We start from the raw sequence: 23528 nt of genomic DNA, 5'->3' as shown, positions 1-23528 counted from the left end.
TTCCGGGTCCGTGTCTGGGAGAGCCATCGTCGTCGGGCGATCCGGCACCTCGTGGCGGCCGGGATCCGCCAGATCATCGATATCGGTTCCCGGGATCCTGGCCGACAACCGGCTGCGCTCGCTGATCGATCTGGATCAGCCGGTCGGCGTCCTCCTGGTCGCCGTACCCCACCTGCTGACCGACGCGGACAGCGCGGCGATCACAGTCCGCGGGGCTCCGAGGATCGGGGCGGCTACCGAGGACATGGACTCGGGGTGCGAGCGTGACCAGCGGCCGCGCCTGCCCGAAACCGCCCGCGGCCCGCTCTTGTTCGGCTGGGCCTTGATCGATACGGTCGCGGGCGTGCAGACGAACTACCTGTCGTGGGGCGAGGCAAAGGCCCTGTTCGACAGCCGCGGCTTCGCCGAGTCGTCCTACCAGAACCTGTACGAGGAGGAGTACATCCTCCACCCGGGCAGTGCCCTGGTCACCGGCGCCTTCCCGCTCAACGGCCATGACCGGCACCCGTGGCGCGACACCACCCCCGACGCCGCCACGGGGTACATCGTCGATGGCGACCTCACCGTCGACGGCAACATCCTCGACTGGGACGACGGCGCCAGCGCATTGATCGTGCTAGGCAACCTCCGTGCCGCCAACATCTACCTGAGCTGCGACGCGAAGCTCCTCGTACAGGGCAACGTCGAGGTCGACACGTTCGTGGGTGACATGACCGACAAGCTGGTGATGATCCACGGTGACCTGCGTACGGGGGTGACGATCATGTGGGACGGGTTCTGCCCAGACCTGGTCGGCGGGTGCCTCTACGGCCGCACGCTCGCCCCCGGCTACATCGACCTGCCAGGCGAAGCCATCGGTCGGGTCGAGGATCCGACCCTCGACGTCCCGGTCGCCGACCTGCTCGTCCCGGAGGTGCTCGTCGACGCCGACCCGGACGACCCGTACGCCGTCGAGCTCGGTGTACACAAGCGGCGCTTGTACGACCGGATCGCGCAGGGGCTTCCGGTCGTCCAGGACGGCCGCCGCGTGGCCGCCCTGCAGACCCCAACGTAGTGGCGTCGTTCTTCGTTCCGGCCGCCGACAGCGACGCCTCGGACCGATGAGCGCCCGCGGGAGCCGCACGCCACAGGCGCACCCGCGGGTGTGCCCTCCCGGCGGGGCCAGGGAGGCGTGGAGTGCCCTGGCCCCGCCGGTCGAGAAGGCACGCGGATCCCCTGCTCGCCAGGTGCTGTCAGGGGATCCGAACGCCGCTGCCGACTCGGACGTCGTCTGCGTTGTCCTACAGCTAGCCGAGGATGATGTAGCCGCCGGTGCCGAGCTTGTATCCGCCCTTACCCGCGCAGTAGGCGTAAGACCACGTGTAACTGCTGCTCGAGATCGAAACGGTGCTGCCGTACGCCCATTGCCCGTTGTTGCACTGCGCCGAGGCTTGCAGCTTGTAGCCTGCGGGGTATCCCTTACAGCCCTCACCGTACGTGTTGCTGTCGTGCCACCCCCCGTAGCACGAGCCGGCAGCCAGGTTCACGGTGGGGGTGGCCGCCTGGGCTGGGCTCACGGGTGCCGCGAGCACCGCAACGGCGCCCCCAGCAATGGCCAGTGCTGCGATTTTCCTGCGCACGTGACTCCTCCTGTCGTGGTCCATCGGAAAGGAATACTTCTGGACTGCGACAGCCACGTTGTCACGCTGACCTTGTGGGGTTCTGCCATGAACCTTGAATCCCCTGGTCAGAGCTGTGCGGTGCCGTGCTGGTATCAAGGCTGGAATCGTCCCCCGCACCCCGCCTTGCGGTCGCCGAGTCACGCTTGTCTCGCAACCCGTTCGGACCGGCCACCAGGCGGAGCTGGCCTTCCTATCGGCGTGGCGGGTATGGAAGCCGCGGCGCGTCGACGATCGATATGCGGTGAGCTCTCCGGTAGTGCCCCCTCATGCGGCCGAACGGCCTGCGTCGAGGAGCTTGCTGACGACGCTCGCGGCATGGCGAGGACGGTGTTGTGCTTCGTAGAGCGCCAGCGCCGCCCGCCAGGCGTCCACGGCCTCGGCGGTGCGGCCGAGGGCACAGTAGACGTCGCCGAGGTGGGCCAGGGTGTCCGCCTCCTCGTAGGTGTCGCCCAGTTCGCGACGCAGTTTCAGGGCGTCGAGATAGTGCTGCAGCGCGGACACGGGCCGGCCGCTGTGGTGTGCGACGTAGCCGAGACTGTCAGAGGTGTAGGCCTCGCCCTCGCGGAATCCAAGCTCGCGGCAGAGGGCGAGGGCTCGGTGACAGTAGCGGGCGGCCTCCTCGTAGTCCTGGATGCGGGCGTGGTACCAGCCGACCGCGTTGTACGCCTCGGCCTCCCGGGCGGGGTTGCCGAGGGCGGACCGGATGCGCAGGTTCGCTGCCGCGTGGGCGAGGGCCTGCCGATGGTCGCCGACGTGTTCCCATGCGAGCGCGAGGTTCAACTGGGTCTGGGCCTGGCCGTCGGCATCGCCGACTTCCTCGTACCCGGTCATTGCCCGCCGGAGGTGGTGCAGCGCACGGTGGTGCTGGCCGAGCGGGACGTACGCGCGGCCCAGCAGCCGGTGGTTGAGGGCGAGAGCTGCCGGGTCCGGGAGCGCCCCGGTGGCGGCGATCGCGGCCTCGAGCATGGCGACGCGCTCGTGAAGGTATCCCCGCCGCCAGTGGAAGGTGTCGAGTGCCCACGCCAGCCGCCACACCTCGGCGTGCTGGCCACGCTCGACGGCCTCCCGGTGCCGGGCCAGCAGGCACCGGTGCTCGGCCTCGAACCAGGCCATCGCCGCGGCGGCATCGGTGGGCGCACCGGACGTCCGTACCCGCGCCGCGCCCGTCGCGATGGGGGTGCGCTGCGGCGACAGCAGCCGGTCGGCGGCGAGGGCGGTGCCGGTGTAGAACGCCGCCAGCCGCCGCCGCGCGAGTTCCACGACGGCGGCGGGCTGATCGTGCGCGCAGCGCTCCGCGGCGTACAGGTGCACGAGGTCATGCATCCGGTAGCGGCCCGGCGCGTGCTCCTGCAGCAGGTACGCGGCCGCCAGCCTGCGCAGCGCGACTCTGGTCCGAGCGGCGGACTGACCGGTCAGCTCGGCAGCGGCGGACAGGCCGATGTCCGGTCCGGGCGCATCCCCGAGCAGCCGGAACATCCGCGCCAGATCGGGCTCCAGCGCCTGGTACGAGGAGGAGAACACGGCCCGCAGGTTCGCGTTGAGATCGTCGGCGTCCAGGGCGTCGAGCCGCCCCGACCGGTCGCCGAGTTCCTCGGCCAGCACCGCCAGCGGCAGGCCGGACTGAATGCGCGCCCTGGCCGCCACGATGCTCGTGGCCAGTGGCAGCCCCGCGCAGTGCGCCACGAGCGCTGCGGTGGCCTCGGGTTCGCGCGCCGCCCGGCGCCGGCCGAGGTGACGCACGAGCAGTTCCCGCCCCTCGGAGCTCAGCAACGCGTCCAGGGCCAGCGGCTGGGCGCCGAACGCGGTGACCAGCCCCGCCAGCTGCCGGCGCCCGGTGATCAAGACCATGCAGGACGGACTCCCGGGCAGCAGCGGCTCGACCTGGGCGGTGCTGCGTGCGTTGTCGAGCAGGATCAGCATCCGCCTGGCCGCTACGAGGCTGCGGTACAACGCCGTCCGGCCCGGCAGATCCGCTGGGATCTCGGCCGGCGCGACCCCCAGGGCCTCGAGGAAGCCTTGCAGGGCGACTGACGCGGGCACCGGGTCCCCGGCTGGGTCGAAGCCGCGGAGGTCGACGTAGAGCTGCCCGGCGGGGAAGCGGTCGACGTTGCGGTGTGCCCAGTGCAGCGCGAGCCAGGTCTTGCCGATCCCGCCGGTACCGCCGATGGCCGCGACCCCCATCACGTCACCCGTTCCGGCGACGCGGTCGAGCTCGGCCATCTCCCGGGCCCGGCCGATGAAGACGGCGGGCGGCGCCGGCAGCCGGCGCGGGGTCTCTACCAGGAGCCGGGCCCGCGGCACCGGCGCACCCGGGGCGTCGAGGGCCGGGTCACCGGCGATCATCCGCTCGTGCAGCTGCTGCAGTGCGACGCCCGGATCGCTGCCCAGCTCCTCGTTCAGCCTCCGCCGGGTCAGCCGGTAGTGAGCCAGCGCGTCGGCGGCGCGGCCGCTGCGGAACAGCGCGAGCATGAACTGGCCGGCCGCACGCTCGTCCAGCGGGTGCGCCTCGGTGCGGGTGAGTAGCTCGGCCAGCAGCTCACCGTGGTGTGCCAGCCGGAGCCGGATGTCGCAGCGGTCCAGCTCGGCGGCGAGCCGCTCCTGGTCGGCCGCGTCGCGCTGCAGGTTGAAGTACGGGGTGTCGAGGTCGGCGAAGGCATTGCCGCGCCAGAGGCCAAGCGCCAGGCCAAGCATGCCCGAAGCCGTGTTGTCGTCGGGCGTCGAACGGGCCTGTGCGCACAGGTGCCGGAACCGGTGCAGGTCCACCGCCAGCCGGTCAATCGCGAGCAGGTAGCCGCCGGACCGCCGGTGGAGTAGCGGCTCACCGGACTGAATGGTCAGGGTGCGACGCAGGCGGGACAGATAGCTGTGCAGGGTGGACTGCGCCCGCTGCGGAGAACTGGCGCCCCACACCCGCTCGATGAGCTGGTCAGCCCGCACGACCTCGCCGGCGTCGACGAGCAGCGCTGCCAGCACCCCGCGCTGCCGGGCATGTCCCACGTCGATCGCCGTTCCGCCGGTATGAGCCTCGATGCTGCCGAGCAACCGGAACTCCAACGTCGCCTCGACCGTCCTTCGCTTCGTAGCGTGTTTTCCAGCTGTGCGCGGACGTCCTCCTCGGCCTGGCGGTCACGTCCACGTTCGGCTGGGATGTTCAGGCTGTGGTCTGCCCGGCTCGCTCCGATCGGCCTCCGATCGACGGCTGGCGGACGAAGCTGGCGCCTGTAGCGCATGAGTGAGGAACGTCAATGCTGAGTTCTCCCTCTGACCAGGCGGTTCGAGGTTTCCACGATGATTTTACAACGCCAGCAGGACACCGTTGTTATCGCAGGCCACGAGGGCTCATAGTGGCGTCTGACCGCATGTCCGGAACTCTGGGGCGGGAAGAGAACGGTCAATCCTTGGCCGTGTGAGGTTCCGAAATCCCGTCGGCTGGGGTGCCGTTCTCCGAAGATGAGCATGCGATCTGTGACATCACGGCGAACGGTGCCGGCGAACCGTTCCGCGTAGGCGTTGGCTCGTGGGCTGCGCGGCGGGATTTTGCGCACGGTGATGCCGGCGTCGGCGAGGACGGCGCCGAAGTCGGCGTGAACTGTCCGGCCCGGTCATGGATCAGGACCTTGCATTGGTCGGTCCGCTCGCCAGGTCCATGAGCAGGTTACGGGCCGCCGCAGTGGCATGAAGCTCGATCATTCCCGACGGTCACCGCTCGGACCCTGCTGCGACTGGCCTACCTGGCCGTGACGAACGCGTTCGCCATGCTGCGCCTACTGGCCGCTGCAGTCCCACAGCTGCACCTGCATGAGCTGGCCATATCGGCGGATGCCGGCGCGCCGGCACCCGCCGATATGGCGCGGTCGTCGTACGGATAGTCGCCGCCACCGGGGTCAGTCGCCCTGGTGCTTGAGCCGCGGTCGGCGCCCACTACCGCGATGCGCTCGCCGTGTACGGCGATCCGTGAACTTCACACCGGGCGACGCGACGGGCGCCCGCCCGGGCCGGGTAATGCCGCCGGCCCCGCGCGGCCGCCGGCCTGGGCCCGACCCGGAAGTCACAGCGGTCAGCTCGGAAGGGTCACCTGCGCCGGGGTCGACCGTTGGGTGGTGGTGCCGTCGCCGAGCTGCGCGTTCGCGTTGTTGCCCCAGCACCACAGGCTGCCGTCGGTGCGGACCGCGCAGGTGTGGTAGCCGGCGACCAGGCCGCTGGTCCAGGTGGTCGCGGTGCCGACGCGGGTCGGGGCGTACCGGTTGGTCGTGGTGCCGTCGCCCAACTGTCCTGTCGCGTTGTTGCCCCAGCACCAGAGGCTGCCGTCGGTGCGGACCGCGCACGACGTGTCGAAGCCCGCGTTGACGCCGGTCCAGGTGCTGATGTTGCCGACCTGGGTCGGTGTGGTCTGGTACGTGGTGTTGACGCCGAGCTGTCCGTACCCGTTGTCACCCCAGCACCACAGCGTCCGGTCGGTGCGGACCGCGCAGGTGTGCGTGTATCCGGCGGTTACGCCGGTCCACGTGGTTGCGGTGCCGACCTGCGCCGGAGTGGTCGCGTAGCTCAGACTGCCGAGGCCGAGCTGTCCGGACGAGCTGTCACCCCAGCACCACAGGGTGCCGTCGGCGCGGGTTGCGCAGGTGTGCGCGAAGCCGGTCGTGACGCCCACCCAGTTGGTCGCCGTGCCAACCTGTGCCGGGGCGACCAAGTAGTAGACGGAGGAACCGAGACCCAGTTGCCCAAGGCGGTTGAAGCCCCAGCACCACAGCGTGCCGTCGGTCCGGACAGCGCAGGTGTGACTGTCGCCGGCGCTGACGCTGGCCCAGGTGGTGGCGTTGCCGACCCGTACGGGGGTGGTCCGGTTCGTGGTGCTGCCGTCACCGAGCTGGCCTCTGAGGTTGCTGCCCCAGCACCACAGCGTTCGATCGGTCTGTACCGCGCACGTGTGACTGCTGCCGGCCTCGATGCCGGCCCAGGTGGTGGCGGTGCCGACACGTACGGGGGTGGTCCGGCTCGTGGTGGTGCCGTCACCGAGCTCGCCGCTGTAGTTGCTGCCCCAGCACCACAGCGTTGCGTCGGTACGGATCGCACAGGTATGGGCGTAGCCCGCGGCGACGCTGGAGACCGCCGGGGCGGCCAACGCGGCGTTCAGCGAGCCACGCTCGGCGGGACTGACGCCTGCGGCAGCCTGGCCGACCATGGTTCCAAGGGCGAGCACGACGCTTGCCACGGACATCGCCGCCGTGGCGGCGACAGTTCTCGCCGAACGCTGCCATCGGTCCCGCAGCCATCCATCCTGACATTCACTCATGTGCTGTGTCCCCCAACGACGTCGGTGCCTGAACAGTGGTGGCGGCATTGCCCTGCCAGGTCGCCAGCGACCCATCGGTTCTTCCGTGAGGTCGCGCCGGGCGACGCTACGATCGCCCGGCCGCGGAGGGCAACGCCGCCGGCGCCGCGCCGCCGCCGGCCTGGACCGTGCCCGGAAAGTTACAGCGGCCAATCAATGACTCGCCGTCACTTCTGACCAGACCGCCACACCAAACCGGGATTGTTCAGCGGTCTCCTAGCGCTCGTCGGCCGGCTCCTTGCGGGGGCGGCCGGGCCGGCGGATCGGCGCCACCCGGTCGGGCAGCCGCCGAGCCTCGGCGAGCGCCTTGCGCAGCAGGAACTCGATCTGGCCGTTGGTGCTGCGCAGCTCGTCGGCCGCCCAGCGGGCGAGCGCGTCGTGCACGGCCGGGTCCAGTCGCAGGACGATCTGCTTGCGAGGTGAGGTCACTGGTAGATGGTGCCGGTGTTGACGACGGGCTGGGTGGCGTGGTCGCTGCACAGGACCACGAGCATGTTGCTGACCATCGCCGCCTTGCGGTCCTCGTCGAAGTCCACGACGCCGTCGGTGGCGAGGCGGGCCAGCGCGCCCTCGACCATGCCGACCGCGCCCTCGACGATGCGCAGCCGGGCCGCGACCACGGCCTCGGCCTGCTGGCGGCGCAGCATTGCGTGCGCGATCTCCGGTGCGTAGCTGAGCCGGGAGATCCGGGTCTCCAGCACGCGGACGCCGGCCGGGGCGACCCGCTCGGCGATGTCGGCGGCCAGGATGGCCGAGATCTCCGGTGCGCTGGCGCGCAGGCACGCCTTGCCAGAGCCGTGGTCGTCGTACGGGTAACTCATCGCGGTCTGCCGGGCCGCGACCTCGACCTGGGTGCGCACGAACGCGGTCACGTCGTCGACGGCGAAGACCGCCCGGGCGGTGTCGGTCACCTGCCACGTGGTCACGACGGAGATCTCGATCGGGTTGCCGTCCGCGTCGTTGACCTTGGCCGGCGGCGTCTGGAACGTGCGGATCTTCACGGACACCCGGCGGCGGGCGGCCCACGGGCGGATCCAGCGCAGCCCGGGCCGGCGGACGGTGCCGAGATAGCCGCCGAAGAGCTGGACCACGACCGCCTCCCCGGGCGCCACCGCGACCAGGCCGCGCAGGGTCGTGATCCCGGCGACGACCAGCAGCACCGAGAGGGCCAGCAGGCCGGCCCGTCCCACGGCGCCGCCGTGGCCGGCCACGGCCGGGCGGAGCCCCGTGTCCAGCGCCGCGATCCCGGCGGCGAGCGCGGCGCCGCAGCCGGCGAGCACGGGCCGGCCCGGCGCGCCGGCGACGGTCCGCTCCTGCGGATGGTCGCCCGGCTCGGCGGCGGACGGCGCGGTGTCCATGGGGTTTGACGGTACCACACATAACTGATATCAGTTTTTTCATGAGCGCAGCGGTCCAGGTCAGCCACCTCAGCAAGCGCTTCGGCGACCGGTCCGCGGTCGCCGACGTGTCGTTCACCGTCGACCGGGGCGAGGTGTTCGGCTTCCTCGGGCCCAACGGCGCCGGCAAGACCACCACCGTGCGGATCCTCGGCACGCTGATCGCCCCGTCGTCGGGAACGGCCAGCGTCGCCGGGATCCCGCTGGAGCCGGCCAACGGCCCGGAGATCCGCCGCCGCATCGCCATCATGCCCGAGGCTCCGGGCCTCTACCTGCGGCTCTCCGTCGCCGAGAACCTCGAGTACTTCGCCGGCCTCTACGGCCTGAAACGGCCCCGGGACCGCATCGCGGCGGCGCTCGCCGCGGTGAGCCTCGCCGACCGGGCCGGCGAGCGGTGCGGCGCGCTGTCCAAGGGGCTGCGCCAGCGCGTCGGCCTGGCCCGCGCCCTGCTGAACGAGCCCGAGGTGCTGTTCCTCGACGAGCCCACCTCCGGCCTTGACCCGGTCGCCGCCCGCGACGTGCACGACCTGATCGACGGCCTGCGCCGGCAGGGCGTGACGATCTTCCTGACCACGCACCGGCTGGCCGAGGCCGAGCGGCTCTGCGACCGCGTCGCGATCATGCAGACCACGCTGCGCACCGTCGGGCGCACCGACGAGCTGCGCGACCGGGTGTTCAGCAAGGCGCTGACCGTCACGACCGCCGCGCCGCTGCCGGACCCGGAGCGGGTCTTCGCCGGCCTGCCCGCGGTCGACGGCTGGCGCGCCGACGGCACCGCCGGCTACGCGCTGGCCGTGTCGGACCTGGCCGTCGCCGCGCCCGCGGTCACCCGGGCGCTGGTCGCGGCGGAGGCGGACGTGCTGTCCATCACGCCCGCGCAGCACTCGCTGGAGGACATCTACCTCCAGCTGATCGACAACAACGAACCGGCGGGCAGGTCATGAGCACAGCCATCAGCGCGACCCACACCTTTGCCGTCTTCCGCAAGGAACTGCGCGACTACCGGCGCAACCGCACGGTCATCTGGACCATGGGCGTGCTGCCCCTGATCTTCGTCGCGCTGCCCACGATCCAGCTGTTCAGCGTGCCGATCGACGCGACCGGCCCCGAGGTGACGGCGCGGCTGGGCGTCTCGCTGCTGTACCTGCTGCTCGTCCCGACCGTCGTGCCGGCCACCCTCGCCGCGTACTCGGTGGTCGGTGAGCGGGAGCAGGGCACGCTCGAGCCGGTGCTGACCACGCCGGTGCGCCGGGAGGAGCTGCTGCTGGGCAAGGCGTTCGCCGCCCTGGCGCCGACGCTCGTCATCGCCTACGCGATGTACGGCATGTTCCTGGTCTGCGCCGCGCTGTTCGCCCACGAGGGCATGCGCGCGGCGGTGTTCCAGGGCGAGCACGTCCTCGTCCAGGTGCTGTTCACCCCGCTGCTGGCCAACTGGTCGATCTGGGCCGGTATCGCCATCTCCACCCGGGCCGGCGACGTGCGGACCGCCCAGCAGCTGACCATCCTGACCAGCTTGCCGCCGCTGGTCCTGACCGTGCTCATGGCGTTCGGCGTCATCCCCTACACCCTCCCGGTCGCGCTCGGCCTCGCCGCCGGCCTGCTCGTGATCGACCTGGCCGCCTGGCGGCTGGTGTCGGCCCTGTTCGACCGGGAGCGGCTGGTCACCGGCCGGCAGGCCTGAGCACCCGGAGTACACCAAACCGGGCCGCGGCGAGGTCATTGTGGCCGACCCGCCGTGGCGGATGTGGCGCACTTGGCTTTTCTGGCCCTTGTGAGACACCCGGGCGGTTCGGTTAGGGTGCCTTCTACGGCAGTGGGACGATCGTCTCACATTTCGGGACAACGTTGTCCTGTCGCGATCCGGATGCACCGCCAGGCAACGGAGGCCAGTCATGCCTGATCCGATGGGATTCATGAAGTACCGTCGGCAGTTGCCGCTGCTGCGCCCGGTGCCCGAGCGGGTCGCCGACTGGCGCGACGTGTACCAGCGCGTCGACGAACAGGTGATCCACGAGCAGTCCAGCCGGTGCATGAACTGTGGCGTCCCGTACTGCCACAACGCCTGCCCGCTGGGCAACCTGATCCCGGACTGGAACGACCTGGTGCGCGTCGGCGACTGGGAGCGTGCCGCGGAGAGGTTGCACGCCACGAACAACTTCCCCGAGTTCACCGGGCGGCTCTGTCCGGCCCCGTGCGAGGCGGCCTGCGTCCTCGGCATCGGTGACGACCCGGTCACGATCAAGCAGGTAGAGGTCGAGATCATCAACCGCCTCACCGATGGCGGGCCGCTGCGGCCCTTCACGATCGCGACGCGCTCCGGTCGCAGCGTGGCCGTGGTCGGCTCCGGGCCGGCCGGTCTGGCCGCCGCGCAGCAGCTGGCGCGGGCCGGACACGCGACGACCGTGTACGAGCGCAGCGACGCCGTCGGCGGCCTGCTCCGCTACGGCATCCCCGACTTCAAGCTGGAGAAGCGCCACATCGACGGGCGGGCCGCTCAGCTCGCCGCCGAGGGAGTGGAGTTCGTCACCGGCTGTGAGGTCGGCGTCGACGTCTCGCTGGCCGAGCTGCGGGAGCGGCACGACGCCGTCGTCCTGGCCTGCGGCGCCCTCGACCCGCGCGACGTGCCGACCACTCCCGGCCGCGAGCTCAACGGCATTCACCAGGCGATGGTGTACCTGGAGGGTGCGAACCGGGTCGTCGCCGGCTCGCTGGACGCACCGCCGATCGACGCGGCCGGCCTGAACGTCATCGTCGTGGGCGGCGGCGACACGGCCGCGGACTGCCTCGGCACCGCGCACCGGCAGGGCGCGGCCAGCGTGCAGTTGGTGGAGGTGGCACCGCTGCCTCCGCCGCAGCGGGACGGCGGCCGCGACCCCTGGCCGACCTGGCCGACCATGCTGCGCAGCGGCTCGGCGCACGAGGAGGGCGGCGAGCGCAACTTCGGCTGCGCGGTGCGCCGCTTCCTCGGCGACGACGAGGGCCGGCTGCGCGCGGTCGAGCTGGTGGACGTCCTCGTCGGCCCCGGCTTCACGCTGAGCGAGGTTGAGGGCACCGTCCGCGAGGTGCCGGCCGACCTGGCTCTGCTGGCGATCGGATTCGCCGGTACGCAGCCCGGACCGCACCTGGCCCAGGCGAAGCTCACCCGCAACGGGCGCGGCACGATCGACGCCGACGGCGACTGGCAGACCGAGGCGCCGGGCGTCTTCGTGGCCGGCGACGCCCGTCGGGGACCGTCGTTGATCGTCTGGGCGATCGCGGAGGGCCGCTCGGTCGCCGCGGCGGTCCACCAGTACCTGGGCGGCGGTGGACGTCTGCCGGCCCCGGTCACCCCGGCCTCGATGCCGCTCAGCGCAAGGTAGGCCCGGCGCCAGTATCGTCATCCGTACCGGCAGCGGCGCAAGCTGCGGTCCTTCAAGGCCGCCCGCGGCTCGTCAAGGAAGTCCTCGACGCGATGGGGGAGACCTCGTCCGCCGCCGTCGCGCGGCGCCTGCGGCGGCCGATCGCGATGAGGTGGCCAATATCGATGATGGCGACGGCAACGTTCATCGCCACCATCGGCCAGACCAGCAACGCCGCGTTGTAGCCCACGAGGACGACGGCGGCGATGAGGTTCAGGAACCGCAACGTGAGCATCCGCGACTGCAGAAGCGAGACCACCAGCAGGGCGCTGCCGATCCATCCGATGGTCTGGAGGACGACGTTCGTCATCGGCTGACAAGCTGCTGTCGCAGCCGGTCCTTCTCCGTGTCGGCGAGGAACGAGGCGGCGATCGAGTTGGCGCACAACTGGTCGAGGTCGGCGTCGGTGAGCGAAAACGCAGTCTGGATGCTGCGCAGGTTGTCGTCGAGGTAGCCGCCGAAGTAGGCCGGGTCGTCGGAGTTGATCGTGACCCTGAGGCCCTTGTCGAGCATGCGGCGGATCGGGACCTCGTCAACGTTCTGCACGACCTTGAGGCGGACGTTCGACAGCGGGCACACCGTCAGGGGGATTTGATCCTCGACCAGGCGACGCACAAGCGCCGCGTCGTCGAGGGCGCGGATGCCGTGGTCGATCCGCTCGGCGCCGAGAATGTCGAGCGCCTGCCACACGTAGTCGGCGGGTCCCTCCTCGCCGGCGTGGGCGACGACGTGAAGACCGGCGTCGCGGGCGTCGGCGAACACGGACGCGAACTTCGACGGCGGGTTGCCGACTTCGGCGGAGTCCAATCCGAGGCCGATGACCTCGATCCCGGAGGCGAGGATCGTCTCGAGCATCGCGCGGGCCGAGTCGACGGGCTGGTCCCGCAGGACACAGACGACGATCGAGCTCGAGATGCCGAGGGACTCGCGCGCACGATCCATCGCGCGCTGGATCCCGCGAAGCACCGTTTTCTCGGCGACGCCCCGCGTCGAGTGAGCCTGCGGGTCGACGAAGAGTTCGACGTGCGCGACGCCCGCGATCTGCGCGCGGAGGAAGTATGCCCACGCCATGGTGAAGAAGTCGTCCTCTCCACGGAGGACCCGCATGTTGTCGTAATAGAGGTGAAGGAACGACTGGAGGTCTGTGAACTGGTAGCGGCGGGCGAGGTCGTCCTCGTCCGTGTAGGGCAGCGTCACCCCCTGATGGCGAGCGAGCTCGAAGATCGTGACGGGCTCAAGCGTCCCCTCGATGTGGAGGTGCAGCTCGCAGAATGGGCGGCTCATCGCACGAGCTCCGCGGTGACGAGGTCGAGGAAGCGGCCGAAGTCCATGCCGGTCGCGATGCGGATCCGCGGCATGTCCGTCCACGCGTGGTGGTTGCGGCGATCGACGACAGTCATCCCGCGGGTCAGACCGTCGGCGAGCGCGATATCGCACAGGACCACGTCCGTCTCGAGAAGGGTCGGGTCGATCGCGGCAGCGACCGCGGTGCTGTCGATCAGCGAGCAGTAGGACTGGTAACCGCGCCCGTTCACGAAATCGACGACGCGGGTCGCGAACTCGGCCTCAGGCCGGTCGGAGGCGCGGAGCTGGTCGAGGTCGCCGGGCCGGAAGTTGATCTCCGGATGCGTGCCGACGTCGAGACCGACGGCGAGTAGCTCGAACCCGGCGTGGAAAACACGCTTGGCCGCCTCGGGGTCGACGAACACGTTCCACTCGCTGACCGGGTTCGCCCCCGTCGCCTGGGACCACGCGTATGGGGTAGCGCCGAAGGACCCGCCAATGATGATGAGCCGGCCAACCTTGGCGGGTAGGTCCGGGTCGATCTCGAGCGCCGCGGCGACGTTCGTCATGGGCCCGAGCCCCAGGATCGTGATGCCCGGATAGGCGTTCACGGTGTCAACGATGAGCTGGGCGGCGGTGCGCGAGTCCAGCTCGCGTGTCGACTCTGGGAGGTGCGACTCCGCCAGACCGTCCGCCCCATGCGAGAACGGGTCGACGGGGTAGTCGCCGGCAGACGGAACCAGCGGGCCCTGTGCCACCGGGATCTCGGGCGCGCTGAGGAGGTCCAGCACCTTGCGGGCGTTCGAGGCGGTCCGGTCGGAGGGAAGGTTCCCCGTGACGGCCGTGATCGCGCGAATCGTCAAGGCCGGCGACTTGTGCGCCACGGCGATAGCGATGGCGTCATCCATGCCTGGGTCGGTGTCGATCAGCACGTCGGTCATGCAGGCTCCATCTTGCGCATTAAAGGGTCCTGATATCATAACCACAGAACCAGGAGGCCGCAGTGAAGAAGATCACGATCCTGTCCCACGTCGTCATGGACGAAATCCACCGTCCCGGAGAGGATCAGCCCCTCGAGCAGATCGGCGGCGCCGGCGCCTACGCCGCAGTCGGGGCAAGCCTCGCGGGCCCGGCCGAGCAGTCGCTGATCGTCTCCGGCGTCGGCCGCGCGGACCAGCCGATGATCGCGACTTGGGCGCGATCGCGCGGCATCGACCCGCGCGGACTGTTCGAGGTCGACCAGCGCAGCCCCCGGACCCGCATCGACTACTTCGAGGACGGCGAGCGGATCGAGACCCCCGTCTTCGGCATGGCGCATTTCGACGCCCACACGCCGCTGCCGCGCCACATTCCCGAACCCAGCGGGAACCTCGCCGGCGTCTATCTGTTCCACGCCCACGAGGAGCCGTACTGGGACGAGCTCACTCGCTGGCGACGCACCGTCAGCGCGCCGATCCTCTGGGAGATCTCCCGAGACTCGTGCCTGCCGCAGCACTTGACCCGCGTCCGCGAACTCGCCGCCACGATCGACGTGCTCTCCATCAACCTCACGGAAGCGCGCGAGCTCCTCGGACGCGACATCGATGACCTACCCGGCGCTCTCGCGGCCATCGCGCCCATCGTCATTCTCCGCTGCGGCGATCGCGGATCGCTGGTCATGGAGGGGCGCGAACGGATCGACGTGCCGGCCCTCCCTGTCGAGCTCGTCGACCCGACCGGAGGCGGCAACAGCTACTCCGGTGCCTTCATCACCGGTTACGCCGCCACCGGCGACCTCGAAGCCGCTGCCCGCATCGCCGCCGCAGCCGCGGCAGTCGTGGTGTCGAGCACCGGTACCGCCGCCGTCGACGACGCCGCGCGAGCCGCGGTCGCCGCCGCGGCCCGAACCCTCACCACCACCAGAAAGGCATCGGCATGACCGACTGGGACTCGTCCGCTCTCTATGACAGCTACAAGTACGCGGGCAACGTGCCAAAGCGTGGACTCCTCATCGAGGGGCGCCCCGCCCTCGGCCAGTTCGACCCCGCCAAGATCGCTCGGTACGTCCTTCTCGCCGTGCGCGACCCGCTCTGCGCCTACGACGACGACCCCGCGACGCAGCTGGCGCGCCGCATGGACGTCGCTGAGCAGATCGGGCGGTCCGGCATGTTCACCACCTGGACCGGCACCTACAAGGGCGTTGCGATCACCACCGTGTCGGGCGGCAGCGGATCACCCGAAGCGGAGCTCATCCTGCACGAGCTGCTCGAGTTCACCGAGGCCGACACCTTCATCCGCGTCGGCGGCTCCGGCGGCATCCACCCGAAGGTCGAACCCGGCGACGTCGTCGTCAGCTCAGGCGTCGTGCGCGACGAGGGCATGACCCGCGCCTACATACCCGCTTCGTATCCGGCTGTCAGCTCCTACGAGGTCGTCGTCGCCATGTCGCGCGCGGCCGAGAGGCTCGGCCAGCCGTATCACGTCGGAGTCACCCGCTCCAGCGACAGCGACTTCGTGGGCGTCGGCCGTCCCGGTGTCGGCGGCTACTTCCAGCCGTGGCACATGGACATCTTCGACACCTGGGCTCGCGCGGGCATCCTCAACGGCGACCGCGAATCCGCCGCGGTCGTCACGCTCGCGGCCCTGTTCGGCAAACGCGGCGGCTCCGTGTGCTCCGTCGCCGACAACGTCATGGCCAACAAGCCGTTCCAGGCCGGCGCGGGCCACCACTCGAGCATGGACATCGCTCTCGAGGGCCTCGTCGAACTCGCTGCCATGGACGAGCAGACCGCGAACCGCGGCAGCGTTCGCTGGCTCGGGATGCGTTGACACCCCCTGGCATTGGTATTACGGTCATCACAACCTAACCAATGGGGCGTCGGTGAGGCTGAGCTGCCCGATGACTCCCCGACAGCAAGGACCTCCTATGAAGAAGAAGAGGCTGATCGCGGTCACCGCGATCGTGGCCGCGGCAGCCCTCGCCTTGGCCGGGTGCTCCGGCGCGACAGGCTCAGGCGGACGCCAGACGCTGCAGTTCTGGTTCTGGGGCGCCCCGCCGGCGAACCAGGAGACCCTGAAGACGGTGCTCGTCGACGGCTTCGAAAAAAGCCAGGACAAGTACAAGCTGACGGTCACGTTCAACAATGCCGTGGACAAGAACATCCAGGTCGCCCTGGCCGCCAACAAGGGCCCGGACGTCGTCTACGGCTCCGGTCCGGCGTTCGCCTCGGCCTACGCCGTTCAGGGCAAGCTCGCCGACATGACCCCATACGCGACGAAGTACGGCTGGGAGGACCGGATCCTTGCTCCGATGTACCAGTCGGGCACGGTCAACGGCAAGCTTTACTCGCTGCCCAACTCGATCGAGGACATCGGCATCTTCTACAACAAGAAGGTGCTCGACCAGCTCGGGGTCCAGCCGCCGAGCACGTACGACCAACTGACCTCGATCATGAACAAGGCAAAGGACCAGGGCCTCTACGCCTCGGTCACCGGCAACCAGGGCTGGAAGCCGGTCAACCAGAACTACATCAGCCAGTTCCTCACCATCGACGCCGGCGGCAAGACAATCTATGACGCGCTGCAAGGCACCATCCCGTGGACCGACCCCGCGATCGTCAAGGCCGTCGAGGACTCGGCGAAGTTCTACCAGAACGGCTACCTGGGCGGTAAGGACTACTCGACGCTGAACTTCGACACGTCGATGCAACTGCTGTCGAAGCAGAAGGCGCCGTTCTTCATCGGCCCCAGCCTCGCGTTCCAGTTCGCCAACACGTACTTCAACGACAAGGCCGGCAACACCGGTGACCTCGGGTACATCCCGTTCCCGACCGTGAACCCGGATTTGCCCACGCCCTACTACACGCTTGGCACGACCGCGTCACTGTCGATCAACGCGGCGTCCGAGAACAAGGACGGCGCTGCCGAGCTCATCGACTACATGATGAGCGACAAGTTCGCGAAAGAGATGAACAAGACCTGGCCCGGCTACTGGGCGGTCCCGCTCAAGAACTTCGATCTCGACCCCAATGACTACACGGGTCTGTCGAAGCCTTTCGTCACCTCCATCAAGAACACCATCCAGGGCGTCAACGACGGTCACTATGGCTTCTTCGCCGGGACCTTCTTCCCGCCCGCCACCGCCGAGGCGTTCACGAACGTGGACTCGGTGTGGCTCGGCCAGGAGTCCGCGCAGGACTTCCTTCGAAAGGTCGACAGCACCTTCCAGGACGAACTCAAGAAGAAGCTGGTGCCCCCACTTCCGCAACCGTCCCGTTAGCAGAGATGGGGCGCTTGACCCCCAACCAGGCGCCCCATCCCGCTCCAGCGAGCAGCAGCAGTTAGGACCCCCGCCATGACCACGATTGTCCCGCCGGTAGGCGCAGTCGGCAGACCTCGCCGTGGACGCCTCGCTCGTCGACGCGAGCTCATCAGCTACGGGCTCGTCGCCCCCGCGCTCATCCTCTCGATCGGGATAGTCGTAGTTCCCGGCATCTTCACGCTGATTCTCTCGTTCACCGACTGGAGCGGTGTCGGCGGCACCTACAACTTCATCGGCATCGACAACTTCAAGGAGATCCTCTCCGACAAGGTGTTCGGGACCGCGCTGCTGAACAACATCAAGTGGGTCGTGCTGTTCCTCACCCTGCCGGCCATCATCGGCATCCTCACCGCGACGCTGCTGCTCCGTCGCCGCAAGATGCGGACCTTCTTCCAGGTCATCTTCCTCATGCCGTACGTCCTCGCGCCCGTCGTGAACGCACTCGTCTGGCAGACGATCATCTACAACCCAAACGGCGGCATCTTCGGCTTCTTCGGCCTCCAGCCCCCGACCGCGATCCTCTCCACATCGCTCTATGGCGCCGCCGCGGTCGACATGTGGCACTACTTCGGGTTCCTTACCGTCGTCTACTTCGGAGCGATGAGACAGACACCCATCGACCAGGTCGAGGCCGCCGTCGTCGACGGGGCCAACGGCTGGAAGGTCTTCCGGTACGTGTACCTGCCGAGCATTCGACCGACGCTCCTGCTCATGGGCGTCATGACGGTGATCTTCTCCTTCCTGGCGTTCGACTACGTGTACCTGATCACCCAGGGCGGCCCCGCTCACTCCAGTGAGGTCATGGGCACCTACGCCTACGCGCTGGCGTTCTCGGCGTTCGCATTTGGCAAGGCCGCTGCCGTCGGACTCATCATGAGCTTCTTCGGCCTCATCGCGTCGGTCGTTTACACCCGGCTCAGCCGACGGGACGTGGCCCTGTGAGGCGCGGACTGTCCGCGATCGGCGGCTACCTCGTACTCGCGTTCTTCGCCGCCATCGCCCTCATCCCGCTGCTGCTGGTCCTCGTCAACAGCTTCAAGACCAATCCCGAGATCCTCGACAACCCGTTCAAGCCGCCGACTTCGTTCTCGTTCGACAGCTTCGTCACGGCATGGAACTACGGCAACTTCGCCAACGGGTTCTTGAACAGCGTCCTGCTCACCGGGGCCGCAGTCCTCGTCGTGCTCGTCGCGTCGTCCCTCGCGGGCTACGTCCTCGCCGGACGTCGCGTGCGCACCACCTCCGCGATCACGACCTATCTGACCATGGCGATGACGGTGCCGATCCAGCTGTTCATTTTTCCGCTCTACGCCGCGGTCGCATCACTGAACCTCACCGACAACGTTCTTGTAGTAGGCGTCATCCTGGCCGCGATCAACATGCCATTCGCGACGTTCCTGATGAGGACCTTCTTCCTCAACATCCCCACTGCGGTCGAGGAAGCTGCCATGGTCGACGGTGTCAGCACCTTCGTGCTGTTCCGCCGGATCATGCTGCCGATGGTCCGGCCCGGCCTCATCACCGTGGGTGTCATCGTGGGCCTCAACGCGTGGAACGAGTTCCTGCTCTCGTCGACGTTCCTCCAGAACCCCGATGATCAGACCGTCACGCTCGGGTTCCTGACGATGAACGGCACGTTCAGCACCGACATGGGCACCATGATGGCCGGCGCTCTCATCCTGATCGTCCCGGTCCTCGGCGCCTTCATCGCCCTCCAGCGCTACGTCGTGGACGGCATGGCCGGCGGCGCGGTGAAGGGGTGATCGCGGCGCGCACGGGCTACGCGGAGCGTGTCTACGCGGGCGTGCTCGGTAAGTTCATCGGCGTCTACCTCGGACGACCCGTTGAGGGCTGGCCGTATCAGGACATCCAGGAGCGCTTCGGCCTCGTCGACCGATACGTCGCGCCCGAACTCGACCTGCCGATCGTCGTCGCCGACGACGACATCTCCGGCACCCTCGCCTTCGCGCGAGTCGTGGAAGACGCCGCCGAACCCGCCGCCCTCAACGCGTCCGACGTGGGCCGGACCTGGCTCAACTACATCATCGAAGACCGCACCATCCTCTGGTGGGGAGGGTACGGACGCTCAACCGAGCACACCGCCTACCTCAACCTCCGCCGCGGCATGACCGCACCCGACAGCGGCTCGATCGCTCACAACGGATCCACCCTCGCCGAGCAGATCGGCGCGCAGATCTTTTCCGACGCGTTCGCGATGATGCACCCTGGGGACCCCGACGCCGCTGTCGCCCTCACTCGAGCCGCTGCGAGCGTCAGCCACGACGGCGTAGCCCTCGAATCCGCCGGTTTCCTCGCCGCGATGCGTGCCGCAGCGTTCGACCACCGCGAACTCGAGCAGCTCATCGACATCGGACGGCGCTACGTCACCGACCCGCGGCTCGCCGCTCTCATCGACGATGTCTGTGCCCAGGTCGGCACCGACGCCGACTGGCGTGAAGTCCGCGACTGGGTCGACCGGCACTACGGCTACGCCGTCTATCCCGGCCCCTGCCATGCGCTGTCCAACATCGCTATGTCGCTCGCGTCGCTCCTCGTCGCCGGCGACGACTTCACCAAAGCCGTCGCGGTCGCTTCCTCCGTCGGCTTCGACACCGACAGCAACGCCGGCACCGTCGGCTGCCTCAACGGCATCCGCCTCGGCCTCGCCGCGATCCCGCAGAGGCTCCGCGACCCCATCTCCGACCGCGCCATCGTCGTCAGCGCCGATGGAGGTGAAAGTGTCACCGACGCCGCCCGGGAAGCCCACCGTATCGTCGCCTCCGCCGACCGGCTCGCCGGGCGGGAGCAGGCACCGCGGCGGGCACGATTCGACTTCGAGCTCCCTGGTTCGACGCACGGCTGGACCCTCTGCCCGTACCGGGCGAACCAGCAGGGTCGCTCGGTGATCCTGACGAACGAAGACGGTGCTCTCGCCGTGTCCGTGGGCGCCGGGCCCAGATCGATCTCCACGACGACGTTCCTCGACCCGGCGGAGGCGGTCACAAACTTCTCGACCGTCGCGAGCCCCACTCTGTACCCGACAGACACGGTGCGGGTTCGCCTGACGTCCGACGCGCCGGTCGACGTTGCGCCATACGCAGTCTTCAACATTTCGAGCGGCATCCACACGGTGCACGGTGCTGCCATGCGCCTCGATGGCGACGGGGAGCTCGTGTGGGAGATCCCGGCCGTCGGCAACGCGGTCCCGTTCCGGTTCGGGCTCGAGTTCACCGGTGACCCGGCCACCACACGCATCTCCTCTGTCGACTGGGGCGGCGCACCCCGCGCGTTCAGTCAGTCGGGACTGCTGCTGTCGTCGATCTGGGACACCAAGCCTCTCGGACTCGCTCCATGGGTGAGCTCGGCGAAAAACTTCGAGGCAGACTTCGCCACGACATACTCGGTGTCGCATCCCGATCAACTCGGCGTTGTCACCACCGGTACTCGCGACTGGCGCGACTACGCGATCACCTCGACGCTGATCTTCTCCCTGCACGACGCGGGCGGCCTCGTCGTCCGCGCACGCGGTCACCGGTCCTTTACGGCGGCGATCTTCCGGCTCGGCGGCGTCGAGCTGATCGAACAGCAGGACGACGACCGGACGATCCTGGCCCGTGCTGACTTCGACTACCGCCTCGACCGGCGTTACCACGTGACGCTTACCGCCGCTGGCGCGCAGCTGCGCGTCGACATCGACGGCAGCACCGTCCTCACCGCCCGCTCGACGCGGACCACCGGCGGAGGCGCCGGCTTCCTCATCGAGACCGGAACCATGTCCGCCGACGGCGTCGAGATCCGAGCTGTCGACCCCGCGACGTCAGCAGCAAGCTGACCGACGAGAAAGAGAAATTATCACCATGTCCGGTACCTGGAGCAGCCTTCCCGTCAACACCCAGCCGGCGGAGGGATACCCCAATCCGGTCCACTACGTCGACGTGACGCCTCAGCTGCGCGAGGCCGCCCGCGGCAGCGGCGACGGCGTGCTGCATGTGTTCCTGCCCCATACCACCGCGACCCTGATCTTCAACTCTGGCGTCGACGGGACGACCCTGCATGATATCCGTCTCTTCATCGAGCAGCAGATCCCGGTCGACCGTCCCTTCGTGCACCTGCACGACGGTCCGCAGGATGCCGCCGCCCACGTCCGCTGCGTCTTCGGTGTCCAGTCGCTGACGCTGCCCGTCATCGACGGCGAGCTCGGCATCGGCCACAGCCAAGGTGTCTACCTCCTCGAGATGGACGGCCCCCGCGACCGCACCGTCCAGTACGCGCTGCAGACGTTCTGATGACCAAGAGGATCGGTGTCGTCGCTGGGCTCACTGTCGACCATCTGGTGTCCGTGGATCACGGTTCGAAGTTCAACGAACTCGGCGGGCCGGCGCTGTACGCAGCGTTGGGCGCCCGACTCGTTGACGGCGTCGTCCCCGTGCTCGCTGCGGCACTGCCCGACGACGACCACCGATTCCGCAATACCTTCGCCCACCTCGGCATCGACACCACCCACTGTTCGGCGATTGCCCAGCTGCTCAAGGTCTGGATTCTCAACTCGCCGGAGGGCCGTCGCATCGTCACTACAGCTCCGGTCGGCGACACCGAGCTCGAATCCGGTGCCGCCGAAGAGGAGGGATCGGACCCGGAGCTGGCCCCGGAGTTCCTCCAGGGTCTCGACGGCCTGCTGCGCTCCTCGCCCCTGGGCGAGCTGACCGACGCAGACGCGGCCACCGTCGTCGGCGTCGACCCGCACCAGGTCCCCATGAAGCGGGAGGGATCCGCCTACCTTCGGCGGGTTCTTCCCGGGGGAGCGGCGCTGCTGCCCAGTCGCGTGCACCTTCGTCCGCTCGGCGACGACCCACGCGCGGCCGCTGCGCGCCTGTCGGAGGAGTTCAGCAGCCCGGTGTTCGCCCGGCTCGACGTCGAAGGGATCTACGTCGTCGACCGGGGCCGCGCCTGGCACATCGTCGACGATGCGGTCCGGGTCGAAGAGACCACCGGAGCAGGCGACGCCAGCGCCGCCTCGATCGTGGCGGCGCTCGCCGCGGGCGCCGACCCTCCCACCGCCGCCATGTTCGGCGCGAGCGTGGCACGCATCGCGCTCTCGGCATGGGGGTGCACCGGCCTGCTCAATGCCGTGCCCATCACCCAACCGTTCAACCACATCCACGCCACACAGGAAGTAGCCCCATGAGCATCACTGCCCAGCTGGCCGCCATCCGCAGCAGCCTCATTGCTGTCGCCGACGTCCAGCCGTCGGTGGCGTCACCGCTGCCGTCCGGCTCCGTCTTCGTCGGCTCAGGCGACTCCCTCTCGTCGGCGATCCTCGCGGCCCCGTACGGCCATCGGGCGATGTCCTCGGGCGACATCACCTGGACGGGCACTCTGCCCGCCGCCACCCACGCCGTGATCGGCATTTCCCACTCCGGCACCTCGGGCGCCACAGTGCGCGCCCTGCGTATCGCCCGCGACGCCGGCGTCCGCACCATCGCGATCACATCGAACCCGGACTCGCCCCTGGCGGACGAATCCGACGAGCTGCAGCTGGTCCCCAACCTCGGCATCGCCGAGGAAATCCCCGTCGGCGGTCACCTGATGCTCAGCCTCGGCGTTGCCGCCGTCAGCGGGCAGGACACTTCAGGTGTCAACAGCGCTCTCGCGCAGGCCCTGAGCGGTCTCGACGCGGCGGTCGACGACGCCGTCGAGCAGCTGCCGCTCAGCGCGCCGACTTCGGTGTCCGTACTCACGCTGCCGGATCTCCGCGGCACTGGCGACTTCTTCATGCTCAAGCTCATCGAGGCGGCCGGCATCTCCGTCCGCACCGTCGCCCTCGAGGAGTCGGGCCACGTCGACTACTTCATCGGACCTCAGCCGCACCTCGCCCTCCAGCTCATCGGCGGCGCCGGTCGGCAGCGGTTCGACCGCCTGCACCAGGCGCTCGAGCACACCGGGCAGACGGTGCAGCAGATCCAGATCGGTGCCGCGACCCCGGTCAGCGGCCACGACCAGCTTCTGCGCGAGCTCTCCGGCGCCGTGTTCGGCAGCCTCCTGGCCGGCGCGGCCGCGCACCGCTGGGGGCGCCCGCCGTTCCGCGGCGGCGCCGTCAACATGGACGCCAGCCACATCAAGCTTGACGGCGCGCCGGTCGCGACCCACTGACCGTCA

Annotated in this window: 21 protein-coding genes; 13 read left to right on the top strand and 8 right to left on the bottom strand. The window is 69.2% G+C overall.

All coding sequences use genetic code 11. The features are described from left to right. The first annotated feature begins 343 nt into the window (after nucleotides 1–343). Nucleotides 344–1054, top strand: a complete 711-nt coding sequence (locus ACGFI8_RS25345; RefSeq protein ID WP_392808519.1) for a hypothetical protein — start codon at nucleotides 344–346, stop codon at nucleotides 1052–1054. 232 nt (nucleotides 1055–1286) lie between these two features. Here the strand turns inward: ACGFI8_RS25345 and ACGFI8_RS25340 are convergent, their stop codons facing one another. From ACGFI8_RS25340 to ACGFI8_RS25320, 5 genes are all read right to left on the bottom strand, one after another. Beyond that, nucleotides 1287–1619 carry a hypothetical protein gene (locus tag ACGFI8_RS25340; RefSeq protein WP_392808517.1) on the bottom strand — a complete coding sequence of 111 codons (333 nt, stop codon included), beginning with the start codon at nucleotides 1617–1619 and terminating at the stop codon, nucleotides 1287–1289. Between the two features lie 306 nt (nucleotides 1620–1925). Further along, nucleotides 1926–4715 (bottom strand): BTAD domain-containing putative transcriptional regulator, encoded by a 2790-nt coding sequence (locus tag ACGFI8_RS25335; protein ID WP_392808516.1) that lies wholly within the window; start codon nucleotides 4713–4715, stop codon nucleotides 1926–1928. Between the two features lie 1003 nt (nucleotides 4716–5718). Continuing rightward, a complete protein-coding gene (locus ACGFI8_RS25330; protein WP_392808514.1) occupies nucleotides 5719–6954 on the bottom strand; it encodes an RCC1 domain-containing protein in 1236 nt (411 codons plus the stop codon). Nucleotides 6955–7209: 255 nt separating this feature from the next. Further along, nucleotides 7210–7422, bottom strand: a complete 213-nt coding sequence (locus tag ACGFI8_RS25325) for a hypothetical protein (protein WP_392808513.1) — start codon at nucleotides 7420–7422, stop codon at nucleotides 7210–7212. Further along, nucleotides 7419–8351: an SPFH domain-containing protein gene (locus tag ACGFI8_RS25320; RefSeq protein WP_392808512.1), complete on the bottom strand. Its 933-nt coding sequence runs from the start codon at nucleotides 8349–8351 to the stop codon at nucleotides 7419–7421. Before ACGFI8_RS25320 ends, ACGFI8_RS25325 begins: the two co-directional genes overlap by 4 nt. A gap of 41 nt (nucleotides 8352–8392) precedes the next feature. Here ACGFI8_RS25320 and ACGFI8_RS25315 point away from each other — a divergent pair, with 41 nt between their 5' ends. The 3 genes from ACGFI8_RS25315 (at nucleotide 8393) to ACGFI8_RS25305 (ending at nucleotide 11749) form a co-directional block, all read left to right on the top strand. Further along, nucleotides 8393–9334: an ABC transporter ATP-binding protein gene (locus ACGFI8_RS25315; RefSeq protein ID WP_392808510.1), complete on the top strand. Its 942-nt coding sequence runs from the start codon at nucleotides 8393–8395 to the stop codon at nucleotides 9332–9334. Then, nucleotides 9331–10071 carry an ABC transporter permease gene (locus ACGFI8_RS25310; protein WP_392808508.1) on the top strand — a complete coding sequence of 247 codons (741 nt, stop codon included), beginning with the start codon at nucleotides 9331–9333 and terminating at the stop codon, nucleotides 10069–10071. Before ACGFI8_RS25315 ends, ACGFI8_RS25310 begins: the two co-directional genes overlap by 4 nt. A 211-nt stretch (nucleotides 10072–10282) precedes the next feature. Beyond that, nucleotides 10283–11749 (top strand): glutamate synthase subunit beta, encoded by a 1467-nt coding sequence (locus tag ACGFI8_RS25305; RefSeq protein WP_392808506.1) that lies wholly within the window; start codon nucleotides 10283–10285, stop codon nucleotides 11747–11749. 52 nt (nucleotides 11750–11801) lie between these two features. Here the strand turns inward: ACGFI8_RS25305 and ACGFI8_RS25300 are convergent, their stop codons facing one another. From ACGFI8_RS25300 to ACGFI8_RS25290, 3 genes are read right to left on the bottom strand one after another with little or no spacing between them, the layout of a single operon-like run. Next, nucleotides 11802–12098, bottom strand: coding sequence for a hypothetical protein (locus ACGFI8_RS25300; RefSeq protein ID WP_392808505.1), 297 nt, complete (start codon nucleotides 12096–12098; stop codon nucleotides 11802–11804). Beyond that, nucleotides 12095–13072, bottom strand: a complete 978-nt coding sequence (locus ACGFI8_RS25295) for an adenosine deaminase (RefSeq protein ID WP_392808503.1) — start codon at nucleotides 13070–13072, stop codon at nucleotides 12095–12097. The genes ACGFI8_RS25300 and ACGFI8_RS25295 overlap by 4 nt, the downstream gene beginning before the upstream one ends. After that, entirely contained in the window at nucleotides 13069–14013 is a 945-nt protein-coding gene (locus tag ACGFI8_RS25290) for a nucleoside hydrolase (protein ID WP_392808501.1), read from the bottom strand. The genes ACGFI8_RS25295 and ACGFI8_RS25290 overlap by 4 nt, the downstream gene beginning before the upstream one ends. Nucleotides 14014–14075: 62 nt before the next feature. Here ACGFI8_RS25290 and ACGFI8_RS25285 point away from each other — a divergent pair, with 62 nt between their 5' ends. From ACGFI8_RS25285 to ACGFI8_RS25245, 9 genes are all read left to right on the top strand, one after another. Continuing rightward, complete coding sequence (locus tag ACGFI8_RS25285) at nucleotides 14076–14990, top strand: carbohydrate kinase family protein (protein WP_392808500.1); 915 nt, start codon at nucleotides 14076–14078, stop codon at nucleotides 14988–14990. After that, complete coding sequence (locus tag ACGFI8_RS25280; protein ID WP_392808499.1) at nucleotides 14987–15880, top strand: nucleoside phosphorylase; 894 nt, start codon at nucleotides 14987–14989, stop codon at nucleotides 15878–15880. The genes ACGFI8_RS25285 and ACGFI8_RS25280 overlap by 4 nt, the downstream gene beginning before the upstream one ends. Before the next feature lie 97 nt (nucleotides 15881–15977). Next, nucleotides 15978–17330, top strand: coding sequence for an ABC transporter substrate-binding protein (locus ACGFI8_RS25275; protein ID WP_392808497.1), 1353 nt, complete (start codon nucleotides 15978–15980; stop codon nucleotides 17328–17330). Nucleotides 17331–17405: 75 nt separating this feature from the next. Beyond that, nucleotides 17406–18314, top strand: coding sequence for a carbohydrate ABC transporter permease (locus ACGFI8_RS25270; protein WP_392808495.1), 909 nt, complete (start codon nucleotides 17406–17408; stop codon nucleotides 18312–18314). Next, nucleotides 18311–19135: a carbohydrate ABC transporter permease gene (locus tag ACGFI8_RS25265; RefSeq protein WP_392808493.1), complete on the top strand. Its 825-nt coding sequence runs from the start codon at nucleotides 18311–18313 to the stop codon at nucleotides 19133–19135. Before ACGFI8_RS25270 ends, ACGFI8_RS25265 begins: the two co-directional genes overlap by 4 nt. Continuing rightward, nucleotides 19132–21204, top strand: a complete 2073-nt coding sequence (locus tag ACGFI8_RS25260; protein ID WP_392808492.1) for an ADP-ribosylglycohydrolase family protein — start codon at nucleotides 19132–19134, stop codon at nucleotides 21202–21204. The genes ACGFI8_RS25265 and ACGFI8_RS25260 overlap by 4 nt, the downstream gene beginning before the upstream one ends. A gap of 25 nt (nucleotides 21205–21229) precedes the next feature. After that, the gene (locus tag ACGFI8_RS25255; protein WP_392808490.1) at nucleotides 21230–21658 is read left to right on the top strand and encodes a secondary thiamine-phosphate synthase enzyme YjbQ; all 429 of its coding nucleotides are present in this window, start codon (nucleotides 21230–21232) and stop codon (nucleotides 21656–21658) included. Then, a complete protein-coding gene (locus ACGFI8_RS25250) occupies nucleotides 21658–22557 on the top strand; it encodes a PfkB family carbohydrate kinase (protein WP_392808488.1) in 900 nt (299 codons plus the stop codon). The genes ACGFI8_RS25255 and ACGFI8_RS25250 overlap by 1 nt, the downstream gene beginning before the upstream one ends. Then, on the top strand, nucleotides 22554–23522 hold the full coding sequence (locus ACGFI8_RS25245) for an SIS domain-containing protein (protein WP_392808487.1): 969 nt from the start codon (nucleotides 22554–22556) through the stop codon (nucleotides 23520–23522). The genes ACGFI8_RS25250 and ACGFI8_RS25245 overlap by 4 nt, the downstream gene beginning before the upstream one ends. Nucleotides 23523–23528 lie beyond the last annotated feature (6 nt).

This window comes from Dactylosporangium sp. NPDC048998, assembly GCF_043197855.1.
Lineage (GTDB): Bacteria > Actinomycetota > Actinomycetes > Mycobacteriales > Micromonosporaceae > Dactylosporangium.
Note: the sequence above shows the minus strand (reverse complement) of the source record. Positions and strands in the feature narration are given on the sequence as shown.

What these genes read in the sequence shown, in the direction of transcription:
- ACGFI8_RS25275 (WP_392808497.1), top strand. Translation starts at nt 15,978, where the DNA reads ATGAAGAAGAAGAGGCTGATCGCGGTCACCGCGATCGTGGCCGCGGCA.
- ACGFI8_RS25280 (WP_392808499.1), top strand. Translation starts at nt 14,987, where the DNA reads ATGACCGACTGGGACTCGTCCGCTCTCTATGACAGCTACAAGTACGCG.
- ACGFI8_RS25315 (WP_392808510.1), top strand. Translation starts at nt 8,393, where the DNA reads ATGAGCGCAGCGGTCCAGGTCAGCCACCTCAGCAAGCGCTTCGGCGAC.
- ACGFI8_RS25295 (WP_392808503.1), bottom strand. Translation starts at nt 13,072, where the DNA reads ATGAGCCGCCCATTCTGCGAGCTGCACCTCCACATCGAGGGGACGCTT.
- ACGFI8_RS25290 (WP_392808501.1), bottom strand. Translation starts at nt 14,013, where the DNA reads ATGACCGACGTGCTGATCGACACCGACCCAGGCATGGATGACGCCATC.
- ACGFI8_RS25330 (WP_392808514.1), bottom strand. Translation starts at nt 6,954, where the DNA reads ATGAGTGAATGTCAGGATGGATGGCTGCGGGACCGATGGCAGCGTTCG.
- ACGFI8_RS25310 (WP_392808508.1), top strand. Translation starts at nt 9,331, where the DNA reads ATGAGCACAGCCATCAGCGCGACCCACACCTTTGCCGTCTTCCGCAAG.
- ACGFI8_RS25300 (WP_392808505.1), bottom strand. Translation starts at nt 12,098, where the DNA reads ATGACGAACGTCGTCCTCCAGACCATCGGATGGATCGGCAGCGCCCTG.
- ACGFI8_RS25250 (WP_392808488.1), top strand. Translation starts at nt 21,658, where the DNA reads ATGACCAAGAGGATCGGTGTCGTCGCTGGGCTCACTGTCGACCATCTG.
- ACGFI8_RS25320 (WP_392808512.1), bottom strand. Translation starts at nt 8,351, where the DNA reads ATGGACACCGCGCCGTCCGCCGCCGAGCCGGGCGACCATCCGCAGGAG.
- ACGFI8_RS25305 (WP_392808506.1), top strand. Translation starts at nt 10,283, where the DNA reads ATGCCTGATCCGATGGGATTCATGAAGTACCGTCGGCAGTTGCCGCTG.
- ACGFI8_RS25245 (WP_392808487.1), top strand. Translation starts at nt 22,554, where the DNA reads ATGAGCATCACTGCCCAGCTGGCCGCCATCCGCAGCAGCCTCATTGCT.
- ACGFI8_RS25255 (WP_392808490.1), top strand. Translation starts at nt 21,230, where the DNA reads ATGTCCGGTACCTGGAGCAGCCTTCCCGTCAACACCCAGCCGGCGGAG.
- ACGFI8_RS25270 (WP_392808495.1), top strand. Translation starts at nt 17,406, where the DNA reads ATGACCACGATTGTCCCGCCGGTAGGCGCAGTCGGCAGACCTCGCCGT.